The sequence below is a fragment of the Brucella anthropi ATCC 49188 genome, from assembly GCF_000017405.1.
GTDB lineage: Bacteria > Pseudomonadota > Alphaproteobacteria > Rhizobiales > Rhizobiaceae > Brucella > Brucella anthropi.
In genome coordinates this window covers 187,684-213,368 of the sequence record NC_009668.1, presented here as the reverse complement: position 1 = coordinate 213,368, position 25,685 = coordinate 187,684, and the positions used below count along the sequence as shown (strand labels likewise).

Genomic DNA, 25,685 nt, shown 5'->3' with positions numbered 1-25,685 from the left:
GTTTCGATCTGATTGAATCAGATCGGCGCTCTAAGTTATTATATTTCAAGCATAATCTTATCGATCCTCGTTTCACTCCGGTCGGATTATGCTCTAGTCTTGCTTTCCGCCTGTTCCGGCGTGGGCAACCACCACGTTGATGCCTTGCGCCTGCATGCGCTCGATATGCGCGAAAGGCGTAGCCTCATCGACGATGACCACATCGAAATCGCTGAGAGCACCGAAATTGTGCAAAGCCCGGCGCTCGAATTTTGTGTGATCGGCCAGAAGAATGCGCTTGGCGGCGCAGTCCAGCATGGCACGCTTGGTTTCCACCATTTCCGGCGACTGGTGGAACAGAAGGTCGTCGGTGATCGCTGCAATCGAAATGAAAGCCACATCGGCGCGAAGACGGCGAATTTCGTGGATCGTCATGCCGCCGACGAATGCGTTGCACCAGTTATAGAGCTGACCGCCAAGGCCAAGCAGCGTCACATCCTTGATGTCACGCACCTCGTTCATCAGGATCAGCGAATTGGTGATGACGGTGAGCGGTCCCTTGCCCGGAAGATGCGGCACCATTTGCAGAACAGTGGTGGAATCGTCGAAGAAAATGGCCTGTCCCGGTTCAACGAACTGCATTGCAGCTTCGGCGATCAGTTTCTTTTCTTCCGACTGGCGGGTAACGCGATAAAGATCGCTTGCCTCGATCAGGCTTGTGGGCGCAGCCGACACGATGCCGCGCGACTTGCGAAACAGGCCACGGCTTACCAGTTCATCGACGTCGCGATGCGCTGTCATCAGGCTGATGCCGAACCGTTCGGTGAGGTCCTCGATACGCATCGAGCCTTCAGCCATTACAGTTTCCGCAATCTGCTGGCGCCGGACGAGCTGACGCGCATGCCGGCTGTCGTTCGGCACTTGCCCCGTTGTGAGGCCATTCGTCATCAGCTTGTCAATGCTTGCTTTGTTGCTCACTGCCATGCCTGTCACTTGTCCCCTTGCTTGCGCGTTTCGAAAGCCTCGAAATCGCCTGATAGGCTTCATATTGCGCGGTCTTCAGCCCCAAAATCCAGCGAGTGGTTGCATGGGACTTTCTTGCGGAGAGGGACTTCCAGAATGCGCATCCCGAAAGCTTTCTGCTGTCGGGATGCGTCTTTTCAAACCTTACTGTTCGAGAACGAACGGCGAGGTGTACTTGTCGACATTGTCCTTGGTGATCAGGATGCAGTCGAAGAGCTGCTTTTCATGATCCACACCAGTCTTGCCGGTCTTGATGAAGTTGTCGGCCTGCTTGACCGCAGCTTCCGAGAACACGGCAACCGGCTGCAGAACGGTGTACTGCAGTTCACCCGCCTTGATGGCTGCAACCGCATCCGGCGAACCGTCGAAACCACCGACCTTCACCTGATCCAGCTTGCCAGCCTTCTTCAGAGCAGCAATTGCGCCCAGAGCCATTTCGTCATTACCGGAGATAACGCCGATGATGTCCGGATTGGCCTGAAGCAGAGCCTGCATCTTGTCGTGACCCTGGGTACGGTCCCAGTTGGCGACGTCCTGACCGGCCTTCACCAGATCCGGATACTGCGACAGAACGGTTTCATAGCCGTTCGAGCGCGTTGCGGCGTTGTTGTCCGATGGCGAACCGAACAGCTCGACATACTTGCCCTTGTCGCCAACGCTTTCGACCCACTGCGTCGCACCGAGAGCGGCACCTTGTGCGTTGTTGGAAACGAGCTGTGCCTTGGCCAGACCTTCCTGGTTGATTTCCGCATTGACGAGGAAAACCGGGATGTTGGCGGCGATTGCACGCTTGACCGCGCCGACCGAACCGTCCGCATTGGCCGGATCGAGAATGATGGCAACCGACTTGTTGGTGATAGCCGTGTCGATCAGGTTGCTTTCGGTGTTGGTGTCGCCCTTGTGGCCGCCGACAACAGCCTTGTAGCCGAGACCTTCAGCGGTCTTCTTGGCGATTTCACCTTCGGTGTACCAGTACGGGTTGGATGGATCGTTGACGATGATCGTCATCAGTCCTTCGGCCCAGGCCGTGCTGGCGATGAGAGGCAACGCTGCCGCAGCGGCGAACAGAACGCGCATTCCCTTCTTGAACATGGTCTCACTCCCTTAACATTTTTCGTTTGTGTTATGCCGGTTCCCCGGCGGTACTCATTTCCATCAGGCCGTTTTCGAGATCTTGTGCCTTTTTGGAAGTCTTTCGATACGCCCGGTTATTTTCGCGGCTCCGTCCGGAACGGTGGACAGAGCCGCTATCGATCATCGCCGGGAGTATTGAATGCTGTTGAGCAGAACCGCGAGCACGATTACCGCGCCGGTAAAGACGGTCTGCCAGTAGGAGGACACGCCGATAATCACGAGGCCGTCGGAAAGGAAACCGATCACGAAAGCGCCGAGAAGTGTGCCCTGGATAGTACCGCGCCCCCCAGTGAGCGCAGCGCCACCGATAACCACGGCAGCGATTGCCGTCAGTTCGTAGGTGGTGCCTGCCGTCGGACCAGCCGACGTCAACTGCGAAGAAAGAACCAGACCTGCAATGGCAGCGCAGATGCCGGAAATGACATAGACCGACACCTTGACGCGCTTGACCGGAACGCCGGACAGTTCAGCCGCACGTTCGTTGCCACCCGACGCATAGAGCCAGCGGCCAAATGCAGTGCGGTTGAGAACGATGGCGCAGATGATGGCGAGAACCGCCAGAACCAGAACGCCGATCGGCACGCCGAACAACTTGTTGAAACCGAGCCAGTCAAAGCCTGTATTGCCAAGCTCCGGACGTCCGCCGAGATTGTTGTAGGTCAGGCCATTGGTCATCAGAAGCGCCACGCCGCGGGCGCAATAAAGAACGCCGAGCGTCGCAACGAACGCCGGAACGCGCAGATAGGCGATGAGCACGCCATTGACCGCACCGACGAACGCACCGAGCGCACAGGTGATGAGAACCACGGCCCAAACCGGGAAATAGAGAATGATGCCGAATTCCTGCAGCGTCACGCCCTGCATGAGGAAACCGGCGACCACACCAGCCAGCCCCAATGTGGAACCGACGGAAAGATCGATACCGCCATTGAGGATGACGAGCAGCATGCCGATGGCAAGCAGGCCGAAAATGGCCACGTGCGACGACATGATGAGGAAGTTATCGACCGAGAAATAATAAGGCGAAAGGAACGAGAAAACTGCAATGATCGCGATCAGTGCAAAAAATGCACGACCTTCGAGCAGCAGATGCACGATGCCGGGTTTCCGCTTCGCGCCGTTCGGAGCCGCTGTTTCTTTGTTGGTGCTCGTGACTGACATTCTATCAGTGCTCCATAACCAGAGCATTTAACAACCCGACTTTGTCGGGTCTTATGCTCTATCCTTTTGTTTTAACGCATAATCTTGTCCGAAAAGTCTGCAACTTTTCGGGATTATGTTCTTGTATGTTCGCATTATCCGACGCAAAACCGCTTCGCACTTTTGCTGGAAATGCTTTAGTGACCAACCATGGCTTCGCCCGAGGCGGCCATGATCTTCTCCTTGGACACGTCCGATCCGAATTCGGCGGAGATGCGTCCACGGTGCATGACGATGATACGATGAGCGATGCTGAGGCATTCGCCGACTTCCGAAGTCGTGTAGACGACAGCCAGACCCTGCTTCGCCTTTTCAGCCAGAAGCTTGAACACTTCCGCCTTCGCCCCGATGTCGATGCCGCGGCTCGGCTCATCGAGCAGAATGACTTCCGGCTCGGTCGCCAGCATCTTGCCGATCACGACCTTCTGCTGGTTACCCCCGGAAAGCGAACCGATTGCCGCTTCGCCGCCGTCCGTCTTGATGTGCACATTCTTGATCGACTGATCGACAATCTGCTTTTCGCGCTTGCGCGATGTGAAAAGGCCCTTGGTCATTTCGGTGATGCTGGCGAGCGACAGATTCTTGCCGACCGTCATCGTCTGGACGAGACCGTCGCGCTGGCGATCTTCCGGCACCAGCACAAGGCCCTTCTCGATACGTTGTGCGATGGTGAGGCCGGAAACGTCCTGCCCTTTGAGGAGAACGCGTCCGCCGCTTGCCTTGAGACGACCGGCAACGGTTTCCAGAAGTTCCGTGCGACCGGCGCCCATAAGACCATAAATGCAGACGATTTCACCTGCGCGCACATTGAGCGACATGCGGTCGACCAGCGAGAAGCCCGCGCCACCCGGGTCGGGAACGGTCAGGTTCTCAACAGAGAGCGCCACATCGCCCCAGTCATATCCGGTTGGAGGCGAGCCGAGATCGAAGTTCTCGCCGACCATGTTGCGCACGATCCATTCCAGATCAATTTCCTCACGCGGCGCATAGGCCGTCATGGTTCCGTCGCGCAGCACCACCGCATGATTGGTGATCTGCAACGCTTCTTCCAGATGATGCGAAATGTAGACGATGGCGACACCGCGCGCCGTCAGGTCGCGAATGACCTTGAACAGGACTTCCACTTCCGAGGCGCTGAGCGCCGAAGTCGGCTCATCCATGATGAGAATGCGCGAATTGACCGAAAGGGCGCGGGCGATTTCAACGACCTGCTGCTGGCCGAGACGAAGTTCCTCGACCGGCGTCAGCGGGTCGATATCTTCTTCCAGTTCCTTCAGAAGCGCGCGCGTCAGGCGTTCTTCCTCGGCAAAATCAACGCCGGTGGCGGTGCGGATTTCGCGCCCCATGAAGATGTTGTCGCGCACGTTCATGTTGGGCGCGAGGCTCAATTCCTGATGGATGATCGAGATGCCGAGGTCGCGCGCTTCGGTGGACGAATTGAACGTCACAGGTTCGCCATCGAGAATGATCGTGCCCGAAGTCGGCTGGATGACGCCCGAAAGCACTTTCATCAACGTCGATTTGCCAGCGCCGTTTTCGCCGAAAAGCGTCGTGACCTGACCACGGCGAATCTCGAAATTCACGCCCTTCAGGGCATGAATGCGACCATAGGATTTGGCAACGTTGTTTGCGGCAAGAACGACATCACCGTTTTTGCCTTCGATTTTCGAAGCGGTGCTCATTTCACTTCGAGCCCCACGGGCGTGACGAGCCAGTTCTTCGGATTGACGACCTTGAACACGCCCACAACCGTCACGGTTTTGCCGACGAGATTCTCGACATCGACGCCGGAAAGCACCTGCTTCTTCATCTCGTTGTTCAGCGCAGAACCGGCATTTTGATATTCGATCTGGTTCTTGAACTGGCCGAACTGGATTTCGCCGGTTGCATCGCGCAGATCGGTGCCGTTGACGGCAGGGCCGGTCTGAACGCGGATGGCAACGCCTTCCGGCAGGCCGTCGACCTTCACGACATTGTAGTTGGACTTGCGCTCCTCAACGGTGCCTGTAAACTTGACCGGGACAACCGGATTGACGTCGCCGACGCCATATTTCTTTCCGGCGGCGGCCTTGTCGGCGGCGAGAGCCGTTCCAACTTCCACTGCATCCACGGCGCGCTGCTCAACGCTCGCCTTCACCTTGGGGAATTCGGAAGCACCGTAGGCATCGGGGGAGAAAGCCTGCTGGCGCACATCGGAATCAGACCCGATCTTCACGACCTTCGTGTCGAAGGCAATCGCACCGACAACCACGATCGCAGCGATCACGCTCCAGACGACGGCGCGGCTCAGCTTGGCGGGTTTTTGTGAAACTTGACTGGTTTGTGCACTCATTATCAAACGCCTTCAGCAATTCTGCCGTATTGTCGTTATGGAAACGGATGATGCGGCTGAATTAGACCGCCCGGAGATTACCCTCGACCATTGTCATCACGCTTACCGGATAGGCAAAAGCCTCCGCCAAAGCGGTGCAGGACGCGACAGACGAGATCATGATAGCCTCCACATGAATTCCAGGGCCCCGCTCCTCCGTGCATCCTGGAAACAGATGCGCCGCAATCAAAACCTATGATAGCGGCGTGTTATTAACTCCAATAATGATGTTATAAAGCTCGAAAGCTGTCAATCGGATGTTTTCGAAACACCGGTGAAATAGCACAATTTCGCGCCGAATCTCGATCACGATCTAGAGAAATCCACTACATAATTCGTTATCAATCGCACTATTCACAGCGCCGTCTTTTCTCGCAAAGTCAGCCATAGAGATACTCGCAAATTTCTATATTTTCTTTTATTTTCAATGAATTAAGTATACTCAAAACCAAAGAAACATTAAGCCATCGATGGAAAACAGTGGGAAAACCGCACTCGAAGGCGCGGAGATTTCCCCTGCATTCACTCTTTGGTGAAAAAAAATGCTCCTTCTAGAAAATTTTACAGACAACGTGATAGCGTTATGTTATCTCCAGCATACGCCATCGCCCGATTTCATTATAAACAGGGCTGCGAGCGACGTATTTTCAGTCGCGGGAGGAATCCAAATGTCAATGAAAGCACATAGCCGCCATGCGTGAGAAAGGTGACATCATCATCGGGATCGACGCAGGCACGTCTGTGCTCAAGGCAGTCGCTTTCGACCTTAGCGGACGCCAGATCGAATCTGCTGCCGTTCGCAACAAATACGATACCGGCGAACATGGCGCTGTCACACAATCGCTTTCCCAGACGTGGCAGGACTGCGCGCGAGCATTGCGCGACCTCGGCGCGAAGATGCCCGGCCTTGCCGAACGCACTGCGGCAATCGCCGTTACCGGTCAGGGTGACGGAACCTGGCTTGTCGGCCGCGACAACCAGCCGGTCGGCGATGCCTGGCTGTGGCTCGATGCCCGCGCGGCAACGACGGTGACGCGCCTCGCCGCTGGCCCCATGAACCGTGCGCGCTTTGAAGCGACCGGCACCGGGCTGAACACCTGCCAGCAAGGCTCGCAGATGGCGCATATGGACAGCATCGCGCCCGAGCTGCTGGACAATGCCGAAGTCGCGCTCCACTGCAAGGACTGGCTCTATCTCAATCTCACCGGCGTTCGCGCCACCGACCCTTCGGAAGCAAGCTTCACCTTCGGCAATTTCCGCAATCGCCAGTATGACGATGTCGTCATCGACGCGCTCGGTCTGACGAAACGGCGTGGATTGCTGCCGGAAATCATCGACGGCACCGAAGTGCAGCATCCGCTATCCCCCGAAGCGGCAGCTGCAACGGGTTTGCGGGCAGGGACGCCGGTGAGTCTCGCCTATGTCGATATGGCCATGACAGCACTTGGTGCGGGGGTGCGCGGCGGCACAGCAGGCGCCGGGTGCTCGACCATTGGTTCGACAGGCGTGCACATGCGCGCCAAGCCGGTTGCCGATATCCACCTGAACAAGGAAGGCACCGGTTACGTCATCGCGCTGCCCATTCCCGGCATCGTCACCCAGGTGCAGACCAATATGGGGGCAACGATCAACATCGACTGGATATTGCAGGTCGCAGCCGATCTCATGTCGACGCCAGACAAGCCTGTTTCGCTTAGTGACCTCATTCCCCGTCTTGATGACTGGTTTAATGCCAGCCGTCCGGGTGCAATCCTCTATCATCCGTATATTTCGGAAGCGGGCGAACGCGGTCCCTTCGTCAATGCCTATGCCCGAGCCGGGTTCGTAGGCCTTTCCAGTCGCGACCGTTTCCCAGAAATGGTGCGCTCGGTTGTCGAGGGCCTCGGAATGGCGACGCGCGATTGCTACACGGCCATGGGTGAAATGCCCGCAGAATTGCGCATCACCGGCGGTGCAGCGCGTTCAAAAGCATTGCGCAGCACCCTTGCCGCAGCGGTGAATGCGCCCGTGCGCGTTTCCTCGCGTGAAGAGGCCGGAGCCGCAGGTGCTGCCATGATGGCTGCGGTAGCCATCGGCGCTTATCCGAGCATGGATGCATGTATTGCGGAATGGGTCGAGCCGCTGCTTGGCCCTTGCGAGGCCCCGGATGGTCCGCGCGCAAAGCACTATGAAGAACTCTTCGTTGCCTATCAGGAAGCCCGGCTGGCACTGACGCCCGTCTGGGACAAGTTGGCTTCCGATAGAGCATTTCCAGCAAAAGCGTGAAGCGGTTTTGCGTTCGGAAATGCGGTGAACAAAACACATAAAGCCGGACCTCTCTTCCGGCACATATAGACTGTGGGATGCGATTGCATCCGAAGGAGCATGAAATGGCTGAACCGGAAACCTGCGATCTGTTTGTAATCGGCGGTGGCATCAACGGCGCGGGCGTGGCCCGTGACGCCGCCGGGCGCGGCCTCAAGGTGGTGCTGGCGGAAAAGGACGATCTCGCGCAGGGAACTTCGTCGCGCTCCGGCAAGCTGGTGCATGGTGGCCTGCGCTATCTCGAATATTATGAGTTCCGCCTTGTGCGCGAAGCGCTGATCGAGCGCGAAGTGCTGTTGAACGCCGCTCCCCATATCATCTGGCCAATGCGTTTCGTTCTGCCGCACAGCCCGCAGGACCGCCCCGCCTGGCTGGTGCGGCTTGGCTTGTTTCTCTATGACCACCTCGGCGGTCGCAAGAAGCTTCCCGGCACACGCACGCTCGACCTGCGGCGCGATCCGGAAGGCACGCCGATCCTCGACCAATATACCAAGGGCTTCGAATACTCCGACTGCTGGGTCGATGATGCCCGTCTCGTTGCATTGAATGCGGTTGGCGCTGCTGAAAAAGGCGCGACCATTCTGACCCGCACGCCTGTCGTCTCCGCACGCCGCGAAAAAGGCGGCTGGATCGTGGAAACGAAGAACCGCGACACGGGCGAAACCCGCACATTCCGCGCGCGCTGCATCATCAACTGCGCCGGACCATGGGTCACGGATGTCATCCACAATGTTGCCGGCTCCAACTCGTCGCGCAATGTGCGTCTCGTCAAGGGCAGCCACATCATCGTTCCGAAATTCTGGTCGGGCGCAAATGCCTATCTCGTCCAGAACCACGACAAGCGTGTTATCTTTATCAATCCTTACGAGGGCGACAAGGCGCTGATCGGCACCACCGACATCGCCTATGAAGGCCGTGCCGAAGATGTTGCAGCAGATGAGAAGGAAATCGAATATCTGCTGACTGCAGTGAACCGCTATTTCAAGGAAAAGCTGAGGCGCGAAGACGTGCTGCATTCCTTCTCCGGTGTGCGTCCGCTGTTCGACGACGGCAAGGGCAACCCTTCCGCCGTCACCCGCGATTACGTCTTCGACCTCGATGAAACCAATGATGCGCCGCTGCTCAACGTCTTTGGCGGCAAGATCACCACCTTCCGCGAGCTGGCGGAGCGCGGCATGCATCGCCTCAAGCACATCTTCCCGAAGATGGGCGGCGACTGGACTCATGGCGCACCGCTTCCGGGCGGCGAAATCGCCAATGCCGATTATGAAACTTTCGCCAATAGCTTGCGCGACACCTATCCGTGGATGCCGCGCACGCTTGTCCAGCACTATGGTCGTCTCTACGGAGCGCGCACGAAAGACGTTGTTGCAGGCGCACAGAACCTCGAAGGGCTTGGCCGTCATTTCGGCGGCAATTTCCATGAGGCGGAAGTGCGCTATCTGGTGGCCAGGGAATGGGCGAAGACGGCGGAAGACATTCTCTATCGCCGCACCAAGCACTATCTGCACCTGACCGAAGCCGAACGTGCCGCTTTCGTGGAATGGTTCGACAACGCTAGAATGGTCTCTTGAGGACACTATGGCCCTTACGCTTTCTCTGAACACCAATCCACTTGTGAACCGCTTTGCCGAGCCGGATGATCTGATCGAAACAGTTGCACGCGATCTGCGCCTGCGTGACCTCCAGCTCACCCACGAATTCATCAATCCAAGCTGGCAGGCTTCAACCATTCGCCGCCTGACGCGCGATATGGACAAGGCCTTGCAGCGCACCGGTGTCCGCGTCACTTCGGGTATGACCGGCCCCTATGGCCGCCTCAACCATTTCGGCCATCCGGATGCAGAAGTACGTCGTTATTATATCGACTGGTTCAAGACCTTTGCCGACATTATCGGCGATCTTGGCGGCAAGTCGGTCGGCACGCAGTTTGCGATCTTCACCTATAAGGATTTCGATGACGCTGCGCGCCGCGAAGACCTGATCAAGATCGCCATCGATTGCTGGGCGGAAGTCGCCGAACATGCGAGCCGTGCCGGTCTCGACTATGTGTTCTGGGAACCGATGAGCATCGGGCGTGAATTTGGCGAGACGATTGCCGAATGCATGAAGCTTCAGGATCGCCTGACCGCCGCCGGCATGGCTATTCCGATGTGGATGATGGCCGATATCGACCACGGCGATGTGACGTCCGCCAATCCGGACGATTTCGATCCCTACGCCTGGGCACGCGCCGTGCCGAAAGTCTCGCCGATCATTCACATCAAGCAGAGCCTGATGGACAAGGGCGGACATCGTCCTTTCACAGCCGCGTTCAATGCCAAAGGACGCATCCAGCCGGAACCGCTTCTGAAAGCCTTTGCCGAAGGCGGCGCTGTGGACAATGAAATCTGCCTCGAACTGTCGTTCAAGGAACGCGAGCCGAATGACCGTGAAGTCATTCCGCAGATTGCGGAAAGTGTGGCTTTCTGGGCTCCGCACATTGACACCGGCGCTAAGGACTTGAAGATATAAACGATTTCAGGAACCGGACCGCTTTCAATGGCAGATGCTGACGATTCACTGGCGCTGCGCGCCGCATGGCTTCACTTCGTGGCGGGCATGACCCAGTCAGCCGTTGCGAAGCGCCTTGGTCTGCCCTCCGTGAAAGCGCATCGCCTTATTGCCAAAGCCGTCGCCGACGGTGCGGTGAAAGTCAGTATCGACGGCGACATTACCGAATGTATCGACCTCGAAAATCGTCTCGCCGATATGTACGGCCTCGACTATTGCGAAGTCGTTCCCGACATCGGTGAGGAAGGTCTGCCGCTCATGGCGCTTGGCCATGCGGGTGCAGATTTTCTGCGCCGCGAGATCGAGCATGGCGACCATGAAGTCATCGGCATCGGTCATGGCCGCACGCTTTCGGCTGCAGTCAACTATATGCCCCGCGTCGTTGCTAATGACCTGCGCTTCGTGTCGCTGCTCGGCGGCCTGACGCGCAATTTCGCCGCCAACCCGCATGATGTGATGCACCGCATCGCCGAAAAGACCGGTATGCCTGCTTATGTGATGCCGGTGCCCTTCTTCGCCAACACGGCGGAAGACCGCGAAGTGCTACTCGCGCAGCGCGGCGTCACCACCGTTTTCGACATGGGTTGCCAGGCCGAACTGAAGATCGTCGGCATCGGCACAGTCGATGCGCAGGCGCAGCTTGTCACATCCGGCATGATAGAACTGGCTGAAGTGGAAGAGATCGCCAGCCTCGGCGGTGTTGGCGAAATGCTCGGTCATTTCTTTGACGCCAATGGCCAGCGCCTCGAAACAGCATTGACCGCCCGCACCATCGCCGCATCGGTCGAAAACGCAGATATGAGCCGAATCGTGGGCCTTGCCGGTGGAATTTCCAAGGCGGAAGCCATCCGCGCCGTGCTGAAAAGCGGTCGTCTTTACGGTCTCATCACCGATGAACGCACGGCAAAGACGCTCGTTGAGCAGCCGAACGGAAAATAACATAATAACATTTTTGCAATGGATTATTTTGTGATTTTGTGATCTAACTTCATGCGATAAATGTTCCGCCAATGAGATCGGACGAGAGCGTGAAGCGCGACGACAGAAGACAGGCAATCATCAACCTTCTGATCGAAAATCAGGCCGTCGATCTCGACGATCTGGCGGATCGGTTTGCTGTTTCCAAAATGACGATCCATCGCGATCTGGATTCGCTGGAACATACCGGCGTGCTGCGCAAGGTACGCGGCGGAGCGACGATCGATACCGGCACACAATTTGAAAGCGATTTCCGCTTCCGCGAACGGCAGGACGGCGAAGCGAAGCAGAAAATGGCCCGCGCCGCGCTTGAGCTTGTTGAACCCGGCATGACGGTGATGATTAATGACGGCTCCATGGCGGCTGTCCTTGGCGGCATGCTTCTGGAAAAGCGCCCGCTGACAGTCATCACCAACAATGCCGTCATCATCGATGAGCTGAAGGGCGAGAACGGGATCAATCTGATTGCGCTCGGCGGAACCTATTCAGCCAAGTTCAATGCGTTTTTCGGTATCCTGACGGAAGGAGCCCTGTCGCATCTGAGCGCCGACATCGCCTTCATTTCCTCGCCTGCAGTCAATGGCAAGCTCGTCTATCACATGGATGAGAATGTTGTTCGCACCAAGCGCGCCATGACGGCATCCGCCGCCCGCACCTGCCTTCTGGTCAATCACCAGCGGTTCGGACGCCCTGCCCTGCATGTGATGGCTGATCTTTCCGATTTCGACGCGATCATCACCGATGCCTCCCCCGACGCGACTGTACTGGCCGATCTTGAACAGGCTGGCATTGCACTGACCATCGCTGACGACTGCGCATAAACCTAGAGGACGAAAATTGAGCATGACAAAATTCTGGATTGGCACCAGCTGGAAGATGAACAAGACGCTGGCCGAGGCCCGCATTTTCGCCGAAGCCTTGAAAGCTGCCGATGCAAGCCGCTCGACCGACATTCAGCGTTTCGTCATCCCGCCCTTTACCGCCGTGCGCGAAGTGAAGGAAATCCTGTCCGGCACTTCCGTCAAGGTCGGCGCGCAGAACATGCATTGGGCCGATCAGGGTGCATGGACCGGCGAGATTTCGCCGCTGATGCTCAAGGACTGCAATCTCGATATCGTCGAGCTTGGCCATTCCGAGCGCCGTGAACATTTCGGTGAAACCAACGAAACGGTCGGCCTCAAGGTCGAAGCTGCGGTGCGCCACGGCCTGATCCCGCTCATCTGCATCGGTGAGACGCTGGAAGACCGCGAAAGCGGACGCGCCGCGGAAGTGCTTGAGGAAGAAGTGCGCGGAGCACTTTCCAAGCTTTCCGACGATCAGAAGCAGGCGGAAATCCTGTTTGCCTATGAGCCGGTCTGGGCCATCGGCGAAAATGGTATCCCGGCATCAGCAGATTATGCCGATGCGCGCCAGGCGGAAATCATTGCGGTTGCAGAAAGCATGCTCGGTCGTCGCGTGCCTTGCCTCTATGGCGGCTCGGTCAATCCGGGCAATTGCGAAGAGCTGATTGCCTGCCCGCACATTGACGGGCTTTTCATCGGTCGCTCGGCATGGAACGTCGAAGGTTATTTCGACATTCTGGCCAAGTGCGCCGCCAAGATTCGAGCTAATTAAGGAGCAATATGATGAAAGTAGCAGTAGCAGGCGACAGCGCCGGTGAAGGTCTGGCCAAGGTTCTCGCCGATCACCTCAAGGATCGCTTCGAGGTTTCGGAAATCTCGCGTACAGACGCTGGCGCAGATACATTCTACGCCAACCTCTCCGACCGCGTGGCTTCCGCCGTTCTCGACGGCACCTATGACCGCGCCATCCTCGTTTGCGGCACCGGCATCGGCGTATGCATTGCAGCCAATAAGGTTCCGGGCATCCGCGCCGCGCTGACGCATGACACCTATTCGGCAGAGCGCGCAGCGCTTTCCAACAATGCCCAGATCATCACCATGGGCGCCCGCGTCATCGGCTCGGAAGTGGCCAAGACCATTGCCGACGCCTTCCTCGCTGAGACCTTTGACGAAAATGGCCGTTCGGCTGGCAATGTCAACGCGATCAACGAAGTTGACGCGAAGTACAACAAGGGCTGATTATTCAGTTTCTTGAAAACAAAAAAAGCGGCCATCAGGCCGCTTTTCTTTTGGCTTATAGCAGGGCGCTAAGATGCTAACGCATCACGCCCTGAAGATGCTCAATCGCCGCACGGGCTTAACCAAGTCTCAGCGAGACTTGGTTTAACAGCAGAATTTAGCTGAACTTCGGGTCCAGCGAACCATCGCGATAGCGCTTTGCCATTTCGGAAAGCGGGATCGGACGGATCGAGGCAGCATGACCGGCAGTGCCGAACTGCTCAAAACGCTCCTTGCAGAGCTTGGTCATGGCAGCCATTGCAGGCTTCAGGTATTTGCGCGGATCGAATTCGCTTGGATCTTCCTGCAGGACGCGGCGGATCTGGCCGGTCAGCGCCATGCGGTTGTCCGTGTCGATGTTGATCTTGCGCACGCCATGCTTGATGCCGCGCTGGATTTCCTCAACCGGAACGCCCCAGGTTGGCTTCATCTTGCCGCCATACTTGTTGATGATTTCCTGCAGCTCTTCCGGCACCGAAGACGAACCGTGCATGACAAGATGCGTGTTCGGCAGCTTGCGATGGATTTCCTCGATCACGTTCATGGCGAGGACGGAACCGTCAGGCTTGCGGCTGAACTTGTAAGCACCATGCGACGTGCCCATGGCGATCGCCAGTGCATCGACCTTGGTTTCGCGCACGAATTTCACGGCTTCGTCCGGATCGGTCAGAAGCTGGTCGTGCGACAGCACGCCTTCCGCGCCGTGGCCGTCTTCTGCATCGCCCATGCCGGTTTCGAGCGAACCCAGAACCCCGAGTTCACCCTCCACCGAAATGCCGCCAAGATGCGACATCTCGCTGACCTGACGCGTGACGGAAACATTGTAGTCCCAATCGGCAGGCGTCTTGCCGTCAGCCTTGAGCGAACCGTCCATCATGACGGAGGTGAAGCCTGCCTGGATGGCGGTCATGCAGGTGGCGGCTTCGTTGCCATGGTCCAGATGCACGCAGACCGGAATGTGCGGATAGATTTCCGTCACAGCATCCATCATGTGACGGAGCATGATGTCGTTTGCATAGGAACGCGCGCCGCGCGAAGCCTGCAGGATCACCGGCGCATCGGCGGCATCCGCCGCTTCCATGATGGCAAGCGCCTGTTCCATGTTGTTGATGTTGAATGCCGGGACGCCGTAACCCTTTTCAGCGGCGTGATCGAGCAATTGCCGCAGCGTAATGCGCGCCATTTCTAGCCTCCTAGAGCGCATCCCGAAAAGTGTGAAACGGTTTTCGGAACAAGATGCGCGTAAAAACAAATGGATGGAGCATTTCCAATGCTCCAGACGATGTCAGATCAGGTTATTTCGCGAAGTATTCGCCGAGGATATCCACCTCTTCGGCCACGCCGAACACCAGCGCACTGCGCTCGTGATAGGTTTGCGGGACGATATCGAGAATGGATCTCGAACCGTCGGTCGCCTTGCCACCCGCCTCACGGGCGAGGAAAGCAATTGGATTGGCTTCGTAGACGAGCCGCAAGCGGCCCTTTTCGTAGCCGGGGCGGCTGTCATTCACATAGAAGAACAAGCCGCCGCGCTGCATGATGCGGTGCATGTCGCCCACCGCAGCACCGAGCCAGCGCATGTTGAAGTTACGTCCGCGCGGACCATCCTTGCCAAGGAAAGCGTCGTTGACATAGGCCTGCATGCCAGCGGATAAATGCCGCTGGACGGATGCGTTGAACGCCAGATCGGACGTGCGTTCCGGCAGCGTCACATTGCGGCGCGTGATATGGAAAATCCCGCTTGCCGGATCGAAGGTCGCGAAGATCACGCCCTCGCCGACCGAAAAGCCGAGATCGACCGAATTGCCGAAGGAAACATAACCGGCTGCAATCTGGCGATTGCCGGGCTGCAAAAACGGCTCAGCCGTATCAGCCGGGAAAATCGAGAAAATCGTGCCAAGCGGGGCGCCAAGGCCCACATTGCCCGAACCGTCGAGCGGATCGATGGCAACGGCAATCAGCCCATCGGCCTTGCCTGCTACGGGGAGGTCTGCTTCTTCTGAAAGAATGGAGGCTGCGCCCGCCGCAATCAACAGCTCGACAAACAGATTGTGCGAACCGACATCGATGCACTTCTGCTGGTCCTGATCGCTATTGACGCCGACAAGCTTGCCCGGATCGCCGGGAAGCGAACCGCGTGCAATGCGACCGGCAAGCCGCGTTGCGCCAGCAAGAATAGCCTTGATGGCGTCGGCGGTCGCAAGACGCAAGCCGTCCTTGCCAGCCCAGTTGTCGAGATAGGCGCCGACCGCTTCGGCTTCCACGCGATCGCTATCGCCCACCAGAACCAGTGGAGAAAAATTGCCAGCCATCGTCATTTGCCCTGCTCCAGCAAGAATTTGGCGCGGGCGATAATCGCCTCGGCCGTAATGCCGAATTTTTCATAGAGCACTTCAGCAGGTGCCGAAGCGCCGAAGCCATCCATGCCGATCACGTCGTCTTCGCTGTCGACATACCGTGTCCAGCCGAACTTGCCTGCGGCCTCGACGGCGATGCGCGGCGCATCGCCCAGAACACCGTTGCGGTAATCCTTGCTTTGCTTTTCAAACAGATCCCAGCTCGGCATGGAGACAACCGCCGTTGCGATGCCTTCTTCTGCAAGCTTTTCGGCGGCCTTCACTGCGAGCGAAACTTCCGTGCCCGTGGCAAGCAGCGTGATCTGGCGTTCGCCCTTCGCCTCACGCAGCACATAGGCGCCGCGTGCGGAAAGGTTCTCGCCATTATCGGTGCGCAGCTGCGGCACGTTCTGGCGCGACAGGGCCAGAACCGAAGGCGTATGCGGATCAGAAACCGCCACAGCCCAGCATTCCAGCGTTTCAATCGTGTCTGCCGGACGGAAGACATGAAGGTTCGGCATGGCGCGCAGGCTGGCCAGATGTTCGACCGGCTGGTGGGTCGGACCGTCTTCGCCGAGACCGATGGAGTCGTGTGTCAGCACATAAATGACACGCACGCCCATCAGCGCCGAAAGGCGGATGGCGTTGCGGGCGTAATCGGAGAACACCATGAAGGTGCCGCCGTAAGGGATGAAACCGCCATGGACCGCGATACCGTTCATAGCCGCGCCCATTGCAAATTCACGCACGCCGTAGCTGACATAACGACCGCTCTTTTCCGGCGTGAAATCGCTGTCGACGGCAGGAACGCGGGTGAGGTTCGAATGGGTAAGGTCAGCCGAACCGCCGATCATTTCCGGCAGAGCTGCCGTCAGGCTTTCAAGCGCGATCTGGCTTGCCTTGCGGGTCGCAACATTCAGCGGCTTGTCGAGGAGGCGCTGCTTGGCGTCGTGGACAACTGCCGCAAAGCCTTCCGGCAGAACGCCGGCAATACGACGGTCAAATTCGGCGCGTTCGGTTGCAGGCAGCGTATCAACGCGCTTCTGCCATGCTTCACGCTCCGAAACGCCACGCGCACCGGCTTCGCGCCAGGCATTGAGCAACGGTGCAGGGACTTCGAAAGCTTCCGCCGTCCAGCCGAGTGCTGCCTTGGTGGCGGCGTTTTCAGCGGCACCCAGCGGCGCGCCATGCACGCCACTCGTACCGGCGCGATTTGGCGAACCATAGCCGATGACGGTCTTGAGCGCGATCAGCGTCGGGCGGTCGGCTTGAGCCTTGGCGCGCGTCAGCGCCGCATCGATGGCGTCGTGATCGTGACCGTCGACCTTTTCGACATTCCAGCCGCAAGCCTTGAACTTGGCGGGAATATCGTCCGTGAAGGCGATTTCCGTGCTGCCGTCGATGGTGATGCCGTTATCATCATAAAGCAGGATCAGCTTGCCGAGGCGAAGGTGACCGGCAAGCGAGATCGCTTCCTGTCCCACGCCTTCCATGAGGCAGCCGTCGCCGCAGAACACATAAGTGCGGTGATCGACAATATCCTTGCCGAACTGGTCGGCGAGCGCGCGTTCGGCGATTGCCATGCCGACAGAGCTGGCGAGACCCTGACCGAGCGGGCCGGTGGTCAGCTCAACGCCTTCTGTATGACCATATTCCGGATGACCGGCGGTCTTCGAACCCCACTGGCGGAAGTTCTTCAGCTCATCGATGGACACATCCTTGTAGCCCGCCAGATAGAGCGCGCTGTAAAGCAGCATCGAACCGTGACCGTTGGAGAGCACGAAACGGTCGCGGTCCGCCCAGTTGGGAGCCGATGCGTCGAATTTCAGATGCTTCGAGAACAGAACGGCTGCGGCGTCAGCCATGCCGAGCGGCATTCCCGGATGGCCGGAATTGGCGGCATCGACGGCATCGATCGAGAGGGCGCGAATGCAGTTGGCGAGTTGCAGCATATCTGATACGGGCGGGGCGAAATTCATCGGCGGCAACCTCCTTGCCAAAAGCAAAGCCTTGAGCATGTCCGGCAAACGAAACCCGGTTCGGTGCCGATATGCGTAAAACAACTAAGCCAGAGCGCATTGCGCTCGTGCTGCCTGAGATTTCGCAGTCCTTTTAAGGCCAGCCTCTCAGGCACCAATTCCGGTAACACCGTTTCAAAAGCATAACAATACGGCCATAACATTATAACGATTTAAATGTGATCTTGAGTGTGATTTTTCTTTCCACACCCCTGTTTCAGGCCCTTCGGACGGGCCGAATCGCAGCTCTGGCGTCGCGACTCACCTCTCGAAACACAAAAAAGCAGCCCGTAGATCACCACGGACTGCGCTTTATAATGGTATCGAGATGAGGCGGATTACGCCCCGGCCATGCGTTGGCGTCTCTCACGCAACAGCATCGGACCGTATTCCAGAACATAAAGCCCGAAAGCGCCCATCCAAAGCAAAGCCGATGCTGCGAGGATGGTGTGGAAGAAATTCGGCATGACTTCCGCCAGCGGACGGATCAGCGCTGCCGCGACAAGGCAAAGATAAGCGACCTGTGTGACGGGCGAGGCAGTCAGTTCGCGCCCGGTATGGCCGCGGGTGGCCCGCGTCATGACCGCCAGCATCATGCAGCCGATTGCGCCGACAGTCACGACATGCAAGGCAGAATAGGGGTTGAGGCGATCAATGGCGGAAAGGCCGATGGCGATGAAACCGAGCGGGATGAACGCATAGGCGACATGAAGAACCAGCAGCAGCTTTTCCCGCGCCACAGACCATCCCCGCCAGCGGTAAAGCCGCACGATGTGAAACAGGGCTGCGATCCACGCCAGCACCGCCGTTATCGTCTGATCGGGAGCGGCGATCCAGCCGATGCAGGCAGCCACCCCGACAAGAATGCTGAAACCGTCATAGCGATTGAACGGCACCGGAAAGCGTGTCCGTCCCATCTTGTTGAGCCAGTTGCGGGTGAAGCTTGGCACAATGCGCCCACCGATCACCATGACCAGCAGGACATAGGCGCTGACCCCGATGCGGTTGGCCAATGCCACGTCGCCGTCAGTCAGGATCAGATAATGGAAGACAAGATTGGCAACCATCACCGTCGTCACGCCAACCAGTACCTTCAGGTTTTTCCATTGGCGCCCGGCAATGATTTCCCGCGCACAAATGAAAAGCAGCAAGGGCAGAAACAGGCTTTCGACAACGACTGCAAAGCGCACATCGATCAGGTCAGGCTCCAGAAAGACCAGCCGTCCGGCAAGCCATACCCCGCAGAGAATGGCGAGTGGTGTGCCAGATACCGGCAAGCCTCCCGTCCAGTTCGGAATGGCTGTCAGCAGAAAGCCTGCCAGAACGGCAGAGGAGAAACCGAACACCATTTCATGGGCGTGCCAGTTCAACCCGCCATAGGAGCCGCCGAGCGGCATTCCGAGTGTCAGTGACAATATCCAGAAGAGCATGGCCAGAACGGCCCATATGGCTCCGCCCAGAAAAAATGGGCGGAAGCCATAGCTGAGGAGGACGGGACCGGTCATTTTCAGTCCGCGCGGCATACCTTTTTGATCGGATGGCATCGCAGCAGGTACTGCCTGCAGGCTTGGCTGTCTGGTCATGATGTCCTCGTCATGAAGCCGGTTCAAGTTCGGCTCATCGAGAGTTTTCGGTCAATCTTATTTGGCGCTGGCGATGACCTTCTCCAGCCGCTCCTGAACAATCTTCGGCTTCTTGGCCGAAACGATCTGGTCGAGATTGGCCGGGCTGTCACCGACAGCGATGAGTGCGATCATACCCATGGCATAATGCGGTGTGCACTTTACCAGATATGCGCCGGGCTGGGTAACCGTCAGCACATAGTTCTCGTTGATCTTGCTTTTGAACTTTTCGGCGCCTTCAGGGATCATATCCTTGATGGATTCGACATTATGTCCTTTGTCCACTGGAATAAAGGTGACCGTGTCGCCGGGATTGGCCTTGATATAGGCAGGCTCGAAAACCATGGCGCCCTCGGCGCCCTTGTTGAGCATATGAACTTCGATATTTTCGGCAAGAGCGGGGGCAGCCAGCATGGCGAGGATGCCTGCGGCAGCAAATTTGATCGCGATGTTACGCATTTTGTCCTGATCTCCAACGATTGGCGCACCTGCCGTCTCGGCCTCAACACGCCACGTAACGGGGTTTAGACCTGTCGCCTGCCAACCTCTTTGATCTGGATCAAACAGGTGAAGTTATTCATGATAATGACGCTCAGAATAAAACTGATTGATTTTCTGCATCGCACCATCGCACCATTTGATGTGCCCGCCAGCCCTTTTGCCGCAGCCTCCGGCCAGCCTGCGCGACATGACAAGCCTGCATGCATCTTGTATGCATTCAACGAACGATACTCGCCTTCACGCCTATTACAGCCCAGCACTGCCCCCTTAAGAACGGCCCCCGAGAATTGGCAAGGAATGACAGAATGAGCGACACCATTTCGATTTCGACAGAAGAACTCGCCAGGCTTGTGCGAGAAATCCTGCACAAGGCAGGTTTCAGCGCCGATCATGCCACAGCCATTGCCAAGACGATTGTGGCGGGTGAGCGCGACGGCTGCAAATCGCATGGTGTCTACCGTATCGAAGGCTGCCTTCGCACGCTGAAGAGCGGCAAGGTCGTCGCCGATGCCGATCCGGTCGTCACGACCGATGACAGCGCCGTCGTTCGCGTCGATGCCAAGGGCGGCTTTGCCAATCTGGCGTTCGAGCGCGGTACGCCTGCCCTCGTCGAGAAGGCGCGCAAGCTCGGCGTCGCGGCGCTGGCGATCAACGACTGCACCCATTTCGCGGCCTTGTGGCCAGAAGTCGAAGCACTCGCCGAACGAGGTCTTGCGGCAATGGCCATGTGCCCGAGCTATGCCACCGTGGCGCCCGCTGGCGGAACGAAGCCGCTTCTCGGCACCAACCCCTTCGCCTTCGGCTGGCCTCGCTCCGGCGATTATCCTTATGTGTTCGACTTTGCGACCAGCGTTGCCGCGCGTGGCGAGCTGGAACTCTACCGTCGCGCCGGGAAACAGCTGCCGGAAGGCTGGGCCGTCGATGCGGATGGCAATCCGACGACCGATCCTGAAGCCGCCCTTGCAGGCGCGATGCTGCCATTTGGCGGGCACAAGGGATCGGCCATTTCCACGATGATCGAACTTTTGGCCGGTGTGATGATCGGTGATTTCACCAGCCCCGAAGCGCTCGATTTCCTTGGCACGACGACGCTGGCGCCGCGCCATGGCGAACTCATCATTGCCTTCGACCCTGCTCGCATGGCAGGTGGTCGCGGCAACCCGCAGGAGCGCGGCGAAATCCTGATCGAAGCGATAGCCGGACAGGGCGCGCGCCTGCCGTCGCAGCGCCGCTTTGCCGCCCGCCGCGATTCATTGGCCAAAGGCATCACGCTTACGGCTGCCGAAATGGCGCTTCTGGAAAAATTGAAAGATAAAGGTCTGGACGCCATATCCTGACCAGACACAAAAAAGGCGCCGGAATTCGGCGCCTTTTTCTTTTATCTGTATGCGTTTCAGGCAGCGTATTTCGCCGCCGCACTGCCCTGCTTGAGCCAGTCGGCATACCAGGTCTGGAACAGCTTAAGCTGGGTTTCGCAATAGCCGCGCTGGCTATCGGACAGCTTGTCCGTCTCATTGAAATGCAGTTCATATTCCGGATTGCCGGTCAGAACCATCATATGCTTGTAGAAGAGAACGAGGTCCGGGCCTTCATCGAAGGATGACAGCACGTCCAGTGCGGCTTCCAGTTCCAGCGCCAGCTTGCGTGCCTCGACATCGCCTTTGGCGGCGGCCTTCGACAGTGCCACCAGATGCTGGACTTCCTTCGGCAGCACATTGCCGATGCCGGTGATCGCACCGGTTGCACCGCAATTGACGAAGCCGTGGAAAACGCCGGTATCGACGCCGACCATCAGGGTTACATTGTCATCGGCGCTCGTGATGTTTTCGGCTGCATAACGCATGGCTTCCGCACCGCCGAATTCCTTGAAGCCGATGAGGTTCGGATGTTCCGCACGCAGTGCGAAGAACAGGTCGGCGCGGGTCGCAAAGCCGTAGTACGGGCTGTTGTAGATAACGGCTGGCAGATCGGGAGCTGCCGCAAGGATCGCCTTGAAATGGGCCTTCTGCGCCGAGATCGACGAACCACGCGAGAGAACACGCGGAATGACCATCAGGCCCTTCGCGCCAACTTTCTGCGCATGGGCTGCGTGGGCGGCAGCGATCTTCGTGTTGACAGCGCCGGTGCCGACGACGACGGGCACGCCTGCCTTGGCAAGCGCTTCAACGCCAGCCATGCGTTCCTCATCCGAGAGAAGCGGCCAGTCGCCCATGGAACCGCAATAGACAACCGCAGACATGCCCTTCGCGATCAGTTCCTTGCCTTTGCGGACCAGCGCATCGAAATCCGGCGTGCGGTCGGGCTTGCAGGGGGTCATGAGGGCCGGAATGCAACCGGAGAAAATATTAGAGGTCATAGCGTCGTTCCTTGGACGTTTTTCCTTGAGCGTTCTTCACGCGGGCTGGATCTACAATCGGTCTGCCGAACCTTGTATTGAAGTCAAATATACACTTTGTATTTTTCTTGTCGACCAAAATTTTATTTCGGGATAGGATTGCTTGACCGATGAGATTTAAACTGGTGTTAGAATGCAGTTGTGCTGCGGCAAATACACCGACAGAGGACAGACAAGATCATGGACAAAGACGACGCAAACCAGACAGCCGACCGGAAAAAGGGTTCAGGTGTCAAGCTGGTTTACGACGTGCTGCGCGACGAGATCATCGATCTTTCGCTCGCGCCGGGTAGCCCCATTGATGAAAACCAGCTGGCCGAACGCTTTTCCATGTCGCGCACGCCTATACGCGAAGCATTGGTGCGGCTGGCAAGCGACGGTTTCGTAACCACGCTTCCCAATCGCTCGACCGTTGTGTCCAATATCGACTTTTTGAGCCTGCCCGCATTTTTCGACGCAGTAACGCTGATGTACCGCGTGACCACGCGGCTTGCCGCCCGCAACCGGACCGACAAGGATCTTGAGAACATCCGTGCGCATCAGGAAGCTTTTGCCCGCGCAGTCCGTTCACAAAATGCGCTGGAAATGATCGCGACCAACCGCGATTTTCACGCCGCTATTGCTGAAGCGGGTCGCAATCCCTTCTACACCACCTTCTTTTCGAGGCTTCTCGATGAAGGGCGCAGGCTGTTGCGCCTCTATTACCAGTCTTTCGCCGATCGCCTGCCCGAGCGCTACGTCACCGAGCATGAAGACATGATCCGCGCCATCGAAGAACGGGACGTGGATACAGCCGATCTGCTTGGCAAGGCGCATGGAGACCAGATCGTCTATCAGATCCGCAAGCTGATTGCGGAAGACCGTCGCGACCAGCTGGACCTGTAGAGCATTTCCAGCAAAAGTGCGAAGCGGTTTTGCGCAGGATAATGCGTAAAAAATAGTATATCCGCCGTCAAACGGCTTCCGACAGCTGCCGGGGTTCTGTTACCCGGTCGAACCATCCAAGCGTTGCCTGGCTATCAGGAGCCAAAAGAACGCCGCAATCACCGGCGAAGTCGTTCCAGCCTTCGACATAGGTTTCCCGTACCACAGTCAGCACCGGAATCTGGCGCGCATAGGCGATTTCGATGATGGAGCGGAAACCATGCCCTTCCGTCTCGCCCTTGCCGAAACGGTTGAGGATCAGCATATCGGCGCCGCTATCGAGTTCCGCCAGAAGCGAACCTGCCACATCGGCAAGCGCCGCTGGATCGAGACGACACCCCTTCGACCCCGAACCGAGCGACTGCGAGATAATCTGCGTCACGCCGGTGCCAATATGCTCGATCTCGATATCGCGGCAGCATTCATCCGTATTGCTCTCGCGGTGCTGGAGAAAGCCCGCCACGCGCAGCCCTGCCTGCCTCGCCCGATGCGCTACGCCAGCCAGAAGCTGGTCCACCGGCACATCCTTTGCGGCCAGGATGGCTGCAAGTGTCGGTTCGCGGGTCATGCCTCGGCTCCCTCGTTCGACAGCAGATCGATGCCGGTAATGTCGGCATCGGCTGCGAGGATCGCGATATATTGCGACACGGCCTTCGACCAGGTGGAGGCTTCAAGCCAGCCGGCAATCCTGTCGGCAACATAATCGAACGGCAGTTCCTCGCCCTCGATACGGCGGTCAAGCCGTACGATATGAAAGCCGAAACGGCTTTCAATCGGGGCTGGCGTTATTTCACCAGGTGTTAGGCGTTCCAGCGCCCGCTCGAATTCAGGCACCGTGCTGCCGCGTGTGAGCTGACCCAGATTGCCGCCTTGCGCGCCCGAAGGGCAGGACGAATATTCATGCGCAACCGAGGCGAATGTGGCAGGCGCGGCAATCACCGAGGATGCCAGATGGGATGCGGTCGTGCGGGCCTTTTCGCGGGCTTGGCTGTCGGCAGGATCGGCAGCGATCAGGATATGGCTCGCCTCCAGAATAGGCGCACTGGTGAAGCGGTGGCGGTTGTTTTCGTAAAAGCGCAAGGCTTCCTCGCGTGTGGCGGAAGGCACTTCCACCTCCCGTTCGATCACCATGCGCACCAGCGCATCCTCGTCGGTCTCGCTGCGCCCTTCTGCATCCTTCTCGTGCTCGGGCACGATGCCGGTTTCCCTCGCACGCTGCAGAAGAAGCTCACGGATCGCCAGCGCCCGCGCGGCGGCGAGCAGTGCCGCGCCGGGATTTTCCGACGGATGGTTTTGTGCCTCCGTCAGAATGTCGGTTTCGTTGATCGCCACGCCATTGACGGACACCGCATCGAAGACCGGGCGCGGCTTCGGCGGCACGCGCGTATCCGGCTCCTGATAGGTCGTGTAGCCCGTATTATGAGCATGTGCTCCGTGCGAATGTTCAGCTGGCTGTTCAGTTGGCTGCTTCCGGTCAAAAAGTGTCACCATGAGCCTTACTCCGCAGGAATACGCATATGCGAGGGCTGAGCCGTATGGTTGCGCTCACGCACGACCTGATAGCCCGGACGCCAGATGTAGCGCACTGGCGCGCTCAGCATATGCACAAGACGCGTGAACGGGAACAGCAGGAATATGGTGAGCCCCAGGAAGATATGCATCTTGAAGATGATCGACGCATTGGTGATGTAGCTTGATGCAGCCGGATTGAAGGTGAAGATGCCTTGCGCCCAGTTCATGAATGTCACCATTTCGCCGCCGTCCAGATGCTGCAGCGAGATCGGAATGGTGCTGAGACCGAGCAGAAGCTGCAACCACAACAGAATGATGATCAGCGTGTCGGATGGCCGCGAGGACGCACGAACACGCGGGTCGAACACACGGCGATGCACAAGCATGCTGGCGCCGACGATTGCCATTACACCGGCGATGCCACCCGCCACGACAGCGAGAATCTGCTTTGCCTCATGGCTGACGCCGAGCATGTCGAAGACCCAGATCGGCGTCAGCAGGCCGACGAAATGACCGGCGAAGATAAACAGCACACCAAGGTGGAACAGAACCGAACCCCACATGAGCTGCTTGCGCCGCAAAAGCTGGCTTGAGCCGGAACGCCACGTATAGGGCTCGCGGTCGTAACGGAAGATCGAACCGAGCACGAGCACGCTCAGTGCGATGTAGGGATAGATGCCGAAAAGAAACGTATGGAGATAAGCCATTTTCCGTC

Annotated in this window: 23 protein-coding genes; 9 read left to right on the top strand and 14 right to left on the bottom strand. The window is 58.0% G+C overall.

Annotated elements, in window-relative coordinates; all coding sequences use genetic code 11:
* Positions 1 to 93 precede the first annotated feature (93 nt).
* From OANT_RS15115 to OANT_RS15095, 5 genes are all read right to left on the bottom strand, one after another.
* Positions 94 to 963 (bottom strand): DeoR/GlpR family DNA-binding transcription regulator, encoded by an 870-nt coding sequence (locus OANT_RS15115; RefSeq protein ID WP_011982657.1) that lies wholly within the window; start codon positions 961 to 963, stop codon positions 94 to 96.
* Positions 964 to 1,146: 183 nt separating this feature from the next.
* Positions 1,147 to 2,094, bottom strand: a complete 948-nt coding sequence (locus OANT_RS15110) for a D-ribose ABC transporter substrate-binding protein (RefSeq protein ID WP_010660875.1) — start codon at positions 2,092 to 2,094, stop codon at positions 1,147 to 1,149.
* A gap of 162 nt (positions 2,095 to 2,256) precedes the next feature.
* A complete protein-coding gene (locus OANT_RS15105) occupies positions 2,257 to 3,297 on the bottom strand; it encodes an ABC transporter permease (RefSeq protein ID WP_010660874.1) in 1,041 nt (346 codons plus the stop codon).
* A 176-nt stretch (positions 3,298 to 3,473) separates the two neighbouring features.
* Positions 3,474 to 5,018, bottom strand: a complete 1,545-nt coding sequence (locus tag OANT_RS15100) for a sugar ABC transporter ATP-binding protein (RefSeq protein ID WP_011982656.1) — start codon at positions 5,016 to 5,018, stop codon at positions 3,474 to 3,476.
* Positions 5,015 to 5,668, bottom strand: a complete 654-nt coding sequence (locus OANT_RS15095; protein WP_011982655.1) for a DUF2291 domain-containing protein — start codon at positions 5,666 to 5,668, stop codon at positions 5,015 to 5,017. Before OANT_RS15095 ends, OANT_RS15100 begins: the two co-directional genes overlap by 4 nt.
* Before the next feature lie 732 nt (positions 5,669 to 6,400).
* Here OANT_RS15095 and OANT_RS15090 point away from each other — a divergent pair.
* The 7 genes from OANT_RS15090 to derI all read left to right on the top strand — a co-directional run bounded on the left by OANT_RS15090 (position 6,401) and on the right by derI (position 13,623).
* On the top strand, positions 6,401 to 7,972 hold the full coding sequence (locus tag OANT_RS15090) for an FGGY-family carbohydrate kinase (RefSeq protein WP_011982654.1): 1,572 nt from the start codon (positions 6,401 to 6,403) through the stop codon (positions 7,970 to 7,972).
* Between the two features lie 104 nt (positions 7,973 to 8,076).
* Positions 8,077 to 9,585 (top strand): glycerol-3-phosphate dehydrogenase, encoded by a 1,509-nt coding sequence (locus tag OANT_RS15085; RefSeq protein ID WP_011982653.1) that lies wholly within the window; start codon positions 8,077 to 8,079, stop codon positions 9,583 to 9,585.
* Positions 9,586 to 9,592: 7 nt separating this feature from the next.
* A complete protein-coding gene (locus OANT_RS15080; protein WP_011982652.1) occupies positions 9,593 to 10,525 on the top strand; it encodes a sugar phosphate isomerase/epimerase family protein in 933 nt (310 codons plus the stop codon).
* Positions 10,526 to 10,552: 27 nt separating this feature from the next.
* A complete protein-coding gene (locus OANT_RS15075) occupies positions 10,553 to 11,503 on the top strand; it encodes a sugar-binding transcriptional regulator (RefSeq protein ID WP_011982651.1) in 951 nt (316 codons plus the stop codon).
* 89 nt (positions 11,504 to 11,592) lie between these two features.
* Positions 11,593 to 12,363 (top strand): DeoR/GlpR family DNA-binding transcription regulator, encoded by a 771-nt coding sequence (locus OANT_RS15070; protein WP_029928117.1) that lies wholly within the window; start codon positions 11,593 to 11,595, stop codon positions 12,361 to 12,363.
* 22 nt (positions 12,364 to 12,385) lie between these two features.
* Positions 12,386 to 13,156: a triose-phosphate isomerase gene (locus tag OANT_RS15065; RefSeq protein WP_011982649.1), complete on the top strand. Its 771-nt coding sequence runs from the start codon at positions 12,386 to 12,388 to the stop codon at positions 13,154 to 13,156.
* An 11-nt stretch (positions 13,157 to 13,167) separates the two neighbouring features.
* Positions 13,168 to 13,623, top strand: a complete 456-nt coding sequence (gene derI / locus OANT_RS15060) for a D-erythrulose-4-phosphate isomerase (protein WP_029928121.1) — start codon at positions 13,168 to 13,170, stop codon at positions 13,621 to 13,623.
* Between the two features lie 157 nt (positions 13,624 to 13,780).
* Here derI and fba read toward each other — a convergent pair whose 3' ends face one another.
* From fba to OANT_RS15035, 5 genes are all read right to left on the bottom strand, one after another.
* Positions 13,781 to 14,845 carry a class II fructose-bisphosphate aldolase gene (fba, locus tag OANT_RS15055; protein ID WP_010660864.1) on the bottom strand — a complete coding sequence of 355 codons (1,065 nt, stop codon included), beginning with the start codon at positions 14,843 to 14,845 and terminating at the stop codon, positions 13,781 to 13,783.
* A gap of 112 nt (positions 14,846 to 14,957) precedes the next feature.
* Complete coding sequence (locus OANT_RS15050; RefSeq protein ID WP_011982647.1) at positions 14,958 to 15,980, bottom strand: class 1 fructose-bisphosphatase; 1,023 nt, start codon at positions 15,978 to 15,980, stop codon at positions 14,958 to 14,960.
* Positions 15,977 to 17,977: a transketolase gene (gene tkt, locus OANT_RS15045; RefSeq protein ID WP_011982646.1), complete on the bottom strand. Its 2,001-nt coding sequence runs from the start codon at positions 17,975 to 17,977 to the stop codon at positions 15,977 to 15,979. Before tkt ends, OANT_RS15050 begins: the two co-directional genes overlap by 4 nt.
* A 377-nt stretch (positions 17,978 to 18,354) precedes the next feature.
* Positions 18,355 to 19,599, bottom strand: a complete 1,245-nt coding sequence (locus OANT_RS15040; protein ID WP_011982645.1) for an NnrS family protein — start codon at positions 19,597 to 19,599, stop codon at positions 18,355 to 18,357.
* Between the two features lie 57 nt (positions 19,600 to 19,656).
* Positions 19,657 to 20,097 (bottom strand): pseudoazurin, encoded by a 441-nt coding sequence (locus OANT_RS15035; RefSeq protein ID WP_010660860.1) that lies wholly within the window; start codon positions 20,095 to 20,097, stop codon positions 19,657 to 19,659.
* Between the two features lie 347 nt (positions 20,098 to 20,444).
* Here OANT_RS15035 and OANT_RS15030 point away from each other — a divergent pair, with 347 nt between their 5' ends.
* Positions 20,445 to 21,476 (top strand): Ldh family oxidoreductase, encoded by a 1,032-nt coding sequence (locus OANT_RS15030; RefSeq protein ID WP_011982644.1) that lies wholly within the window; start codon positions 20,445 to 20,447, stop codon positions 21,474 to 21,476.
* A gap of 56 nt (positions 21,477 to 21,532) precedes the next feature.
* Here the strand turns inward: OANT_RS15030 and OANT_RS15025 are convergent, their stop codons facing one another.
* Entirely contained in the window at positions 21,533 to 22,495 is a 963-nt protein-coding gene (locus tag OANT_RS15025) for a dihydrodipicolinate synthase family protein (RefSeq protein ID WP_011982643.1), read from the bottom strand.
* Between the two features lie 219 nt (positions 22,496 to 22,714).
* Between OANT_RS15025 and OANT_RS15020 the strand changes: the two genes are divergently transcribed.
* Entirely contained in the window at positions 22,715 to 23,419 is a 705-nt protein-coding gene (locus tag OANT_RS15020) for a GntR family transcriptional regulator (protein WP_006468363.1), read from the top strand.
* Between the two features lie 67 nt (positions 23,420 to 23,486).
* Here OANT_RS15020 and OANT_RS15015 read toward each other — a convergent pair whose 3' ends face one another.
* From OANT_RS15015 to narI, 3 genes are read right to left on the bottom strand one after another with little or no spacing between them, the layout of a single operon-like run.
* On the bottom strand, positions 23,487 to 24,026 hold the full coding sequence (locus tag OANT_RS15015; protein WP_011982642.1) for a DUF2478 domain-containing protein: 540 nt from the start codon (positions 24,024 to 24,026) through the stop codon (positions 23,487 to 23,489).
* Complete coding sequence (locus tag OANT_RS15010; protein WP_010660856.1) at positions 24,023 to 24,949, bottom strand: peptidylprolyl isomerase; 927 nt, start codon at positions 24,947 to 24,949, stop codon at positions 24,023 to 24,025. Before OANT_RS15010 ends, OANT_RS15015 begins: the two co-directional genes overlap by 4 nt.
* Before the next feature lie 5 nt (positions 24,950 to 24,954).
* Complete coding sequence (gene narI, locus OANT_RS15005; protein ID WP_010660855.1) at positions 24,955 to 25,677, bottom strand: respiratory nitrate reductase subunit gamma; 723 nt, start codon at positions 25,675 to 25,677, stop codon at positions 24,955 to 24,957.
* Positions 25,678 to 25,685 lie beyond the last annotated feature (8 nt).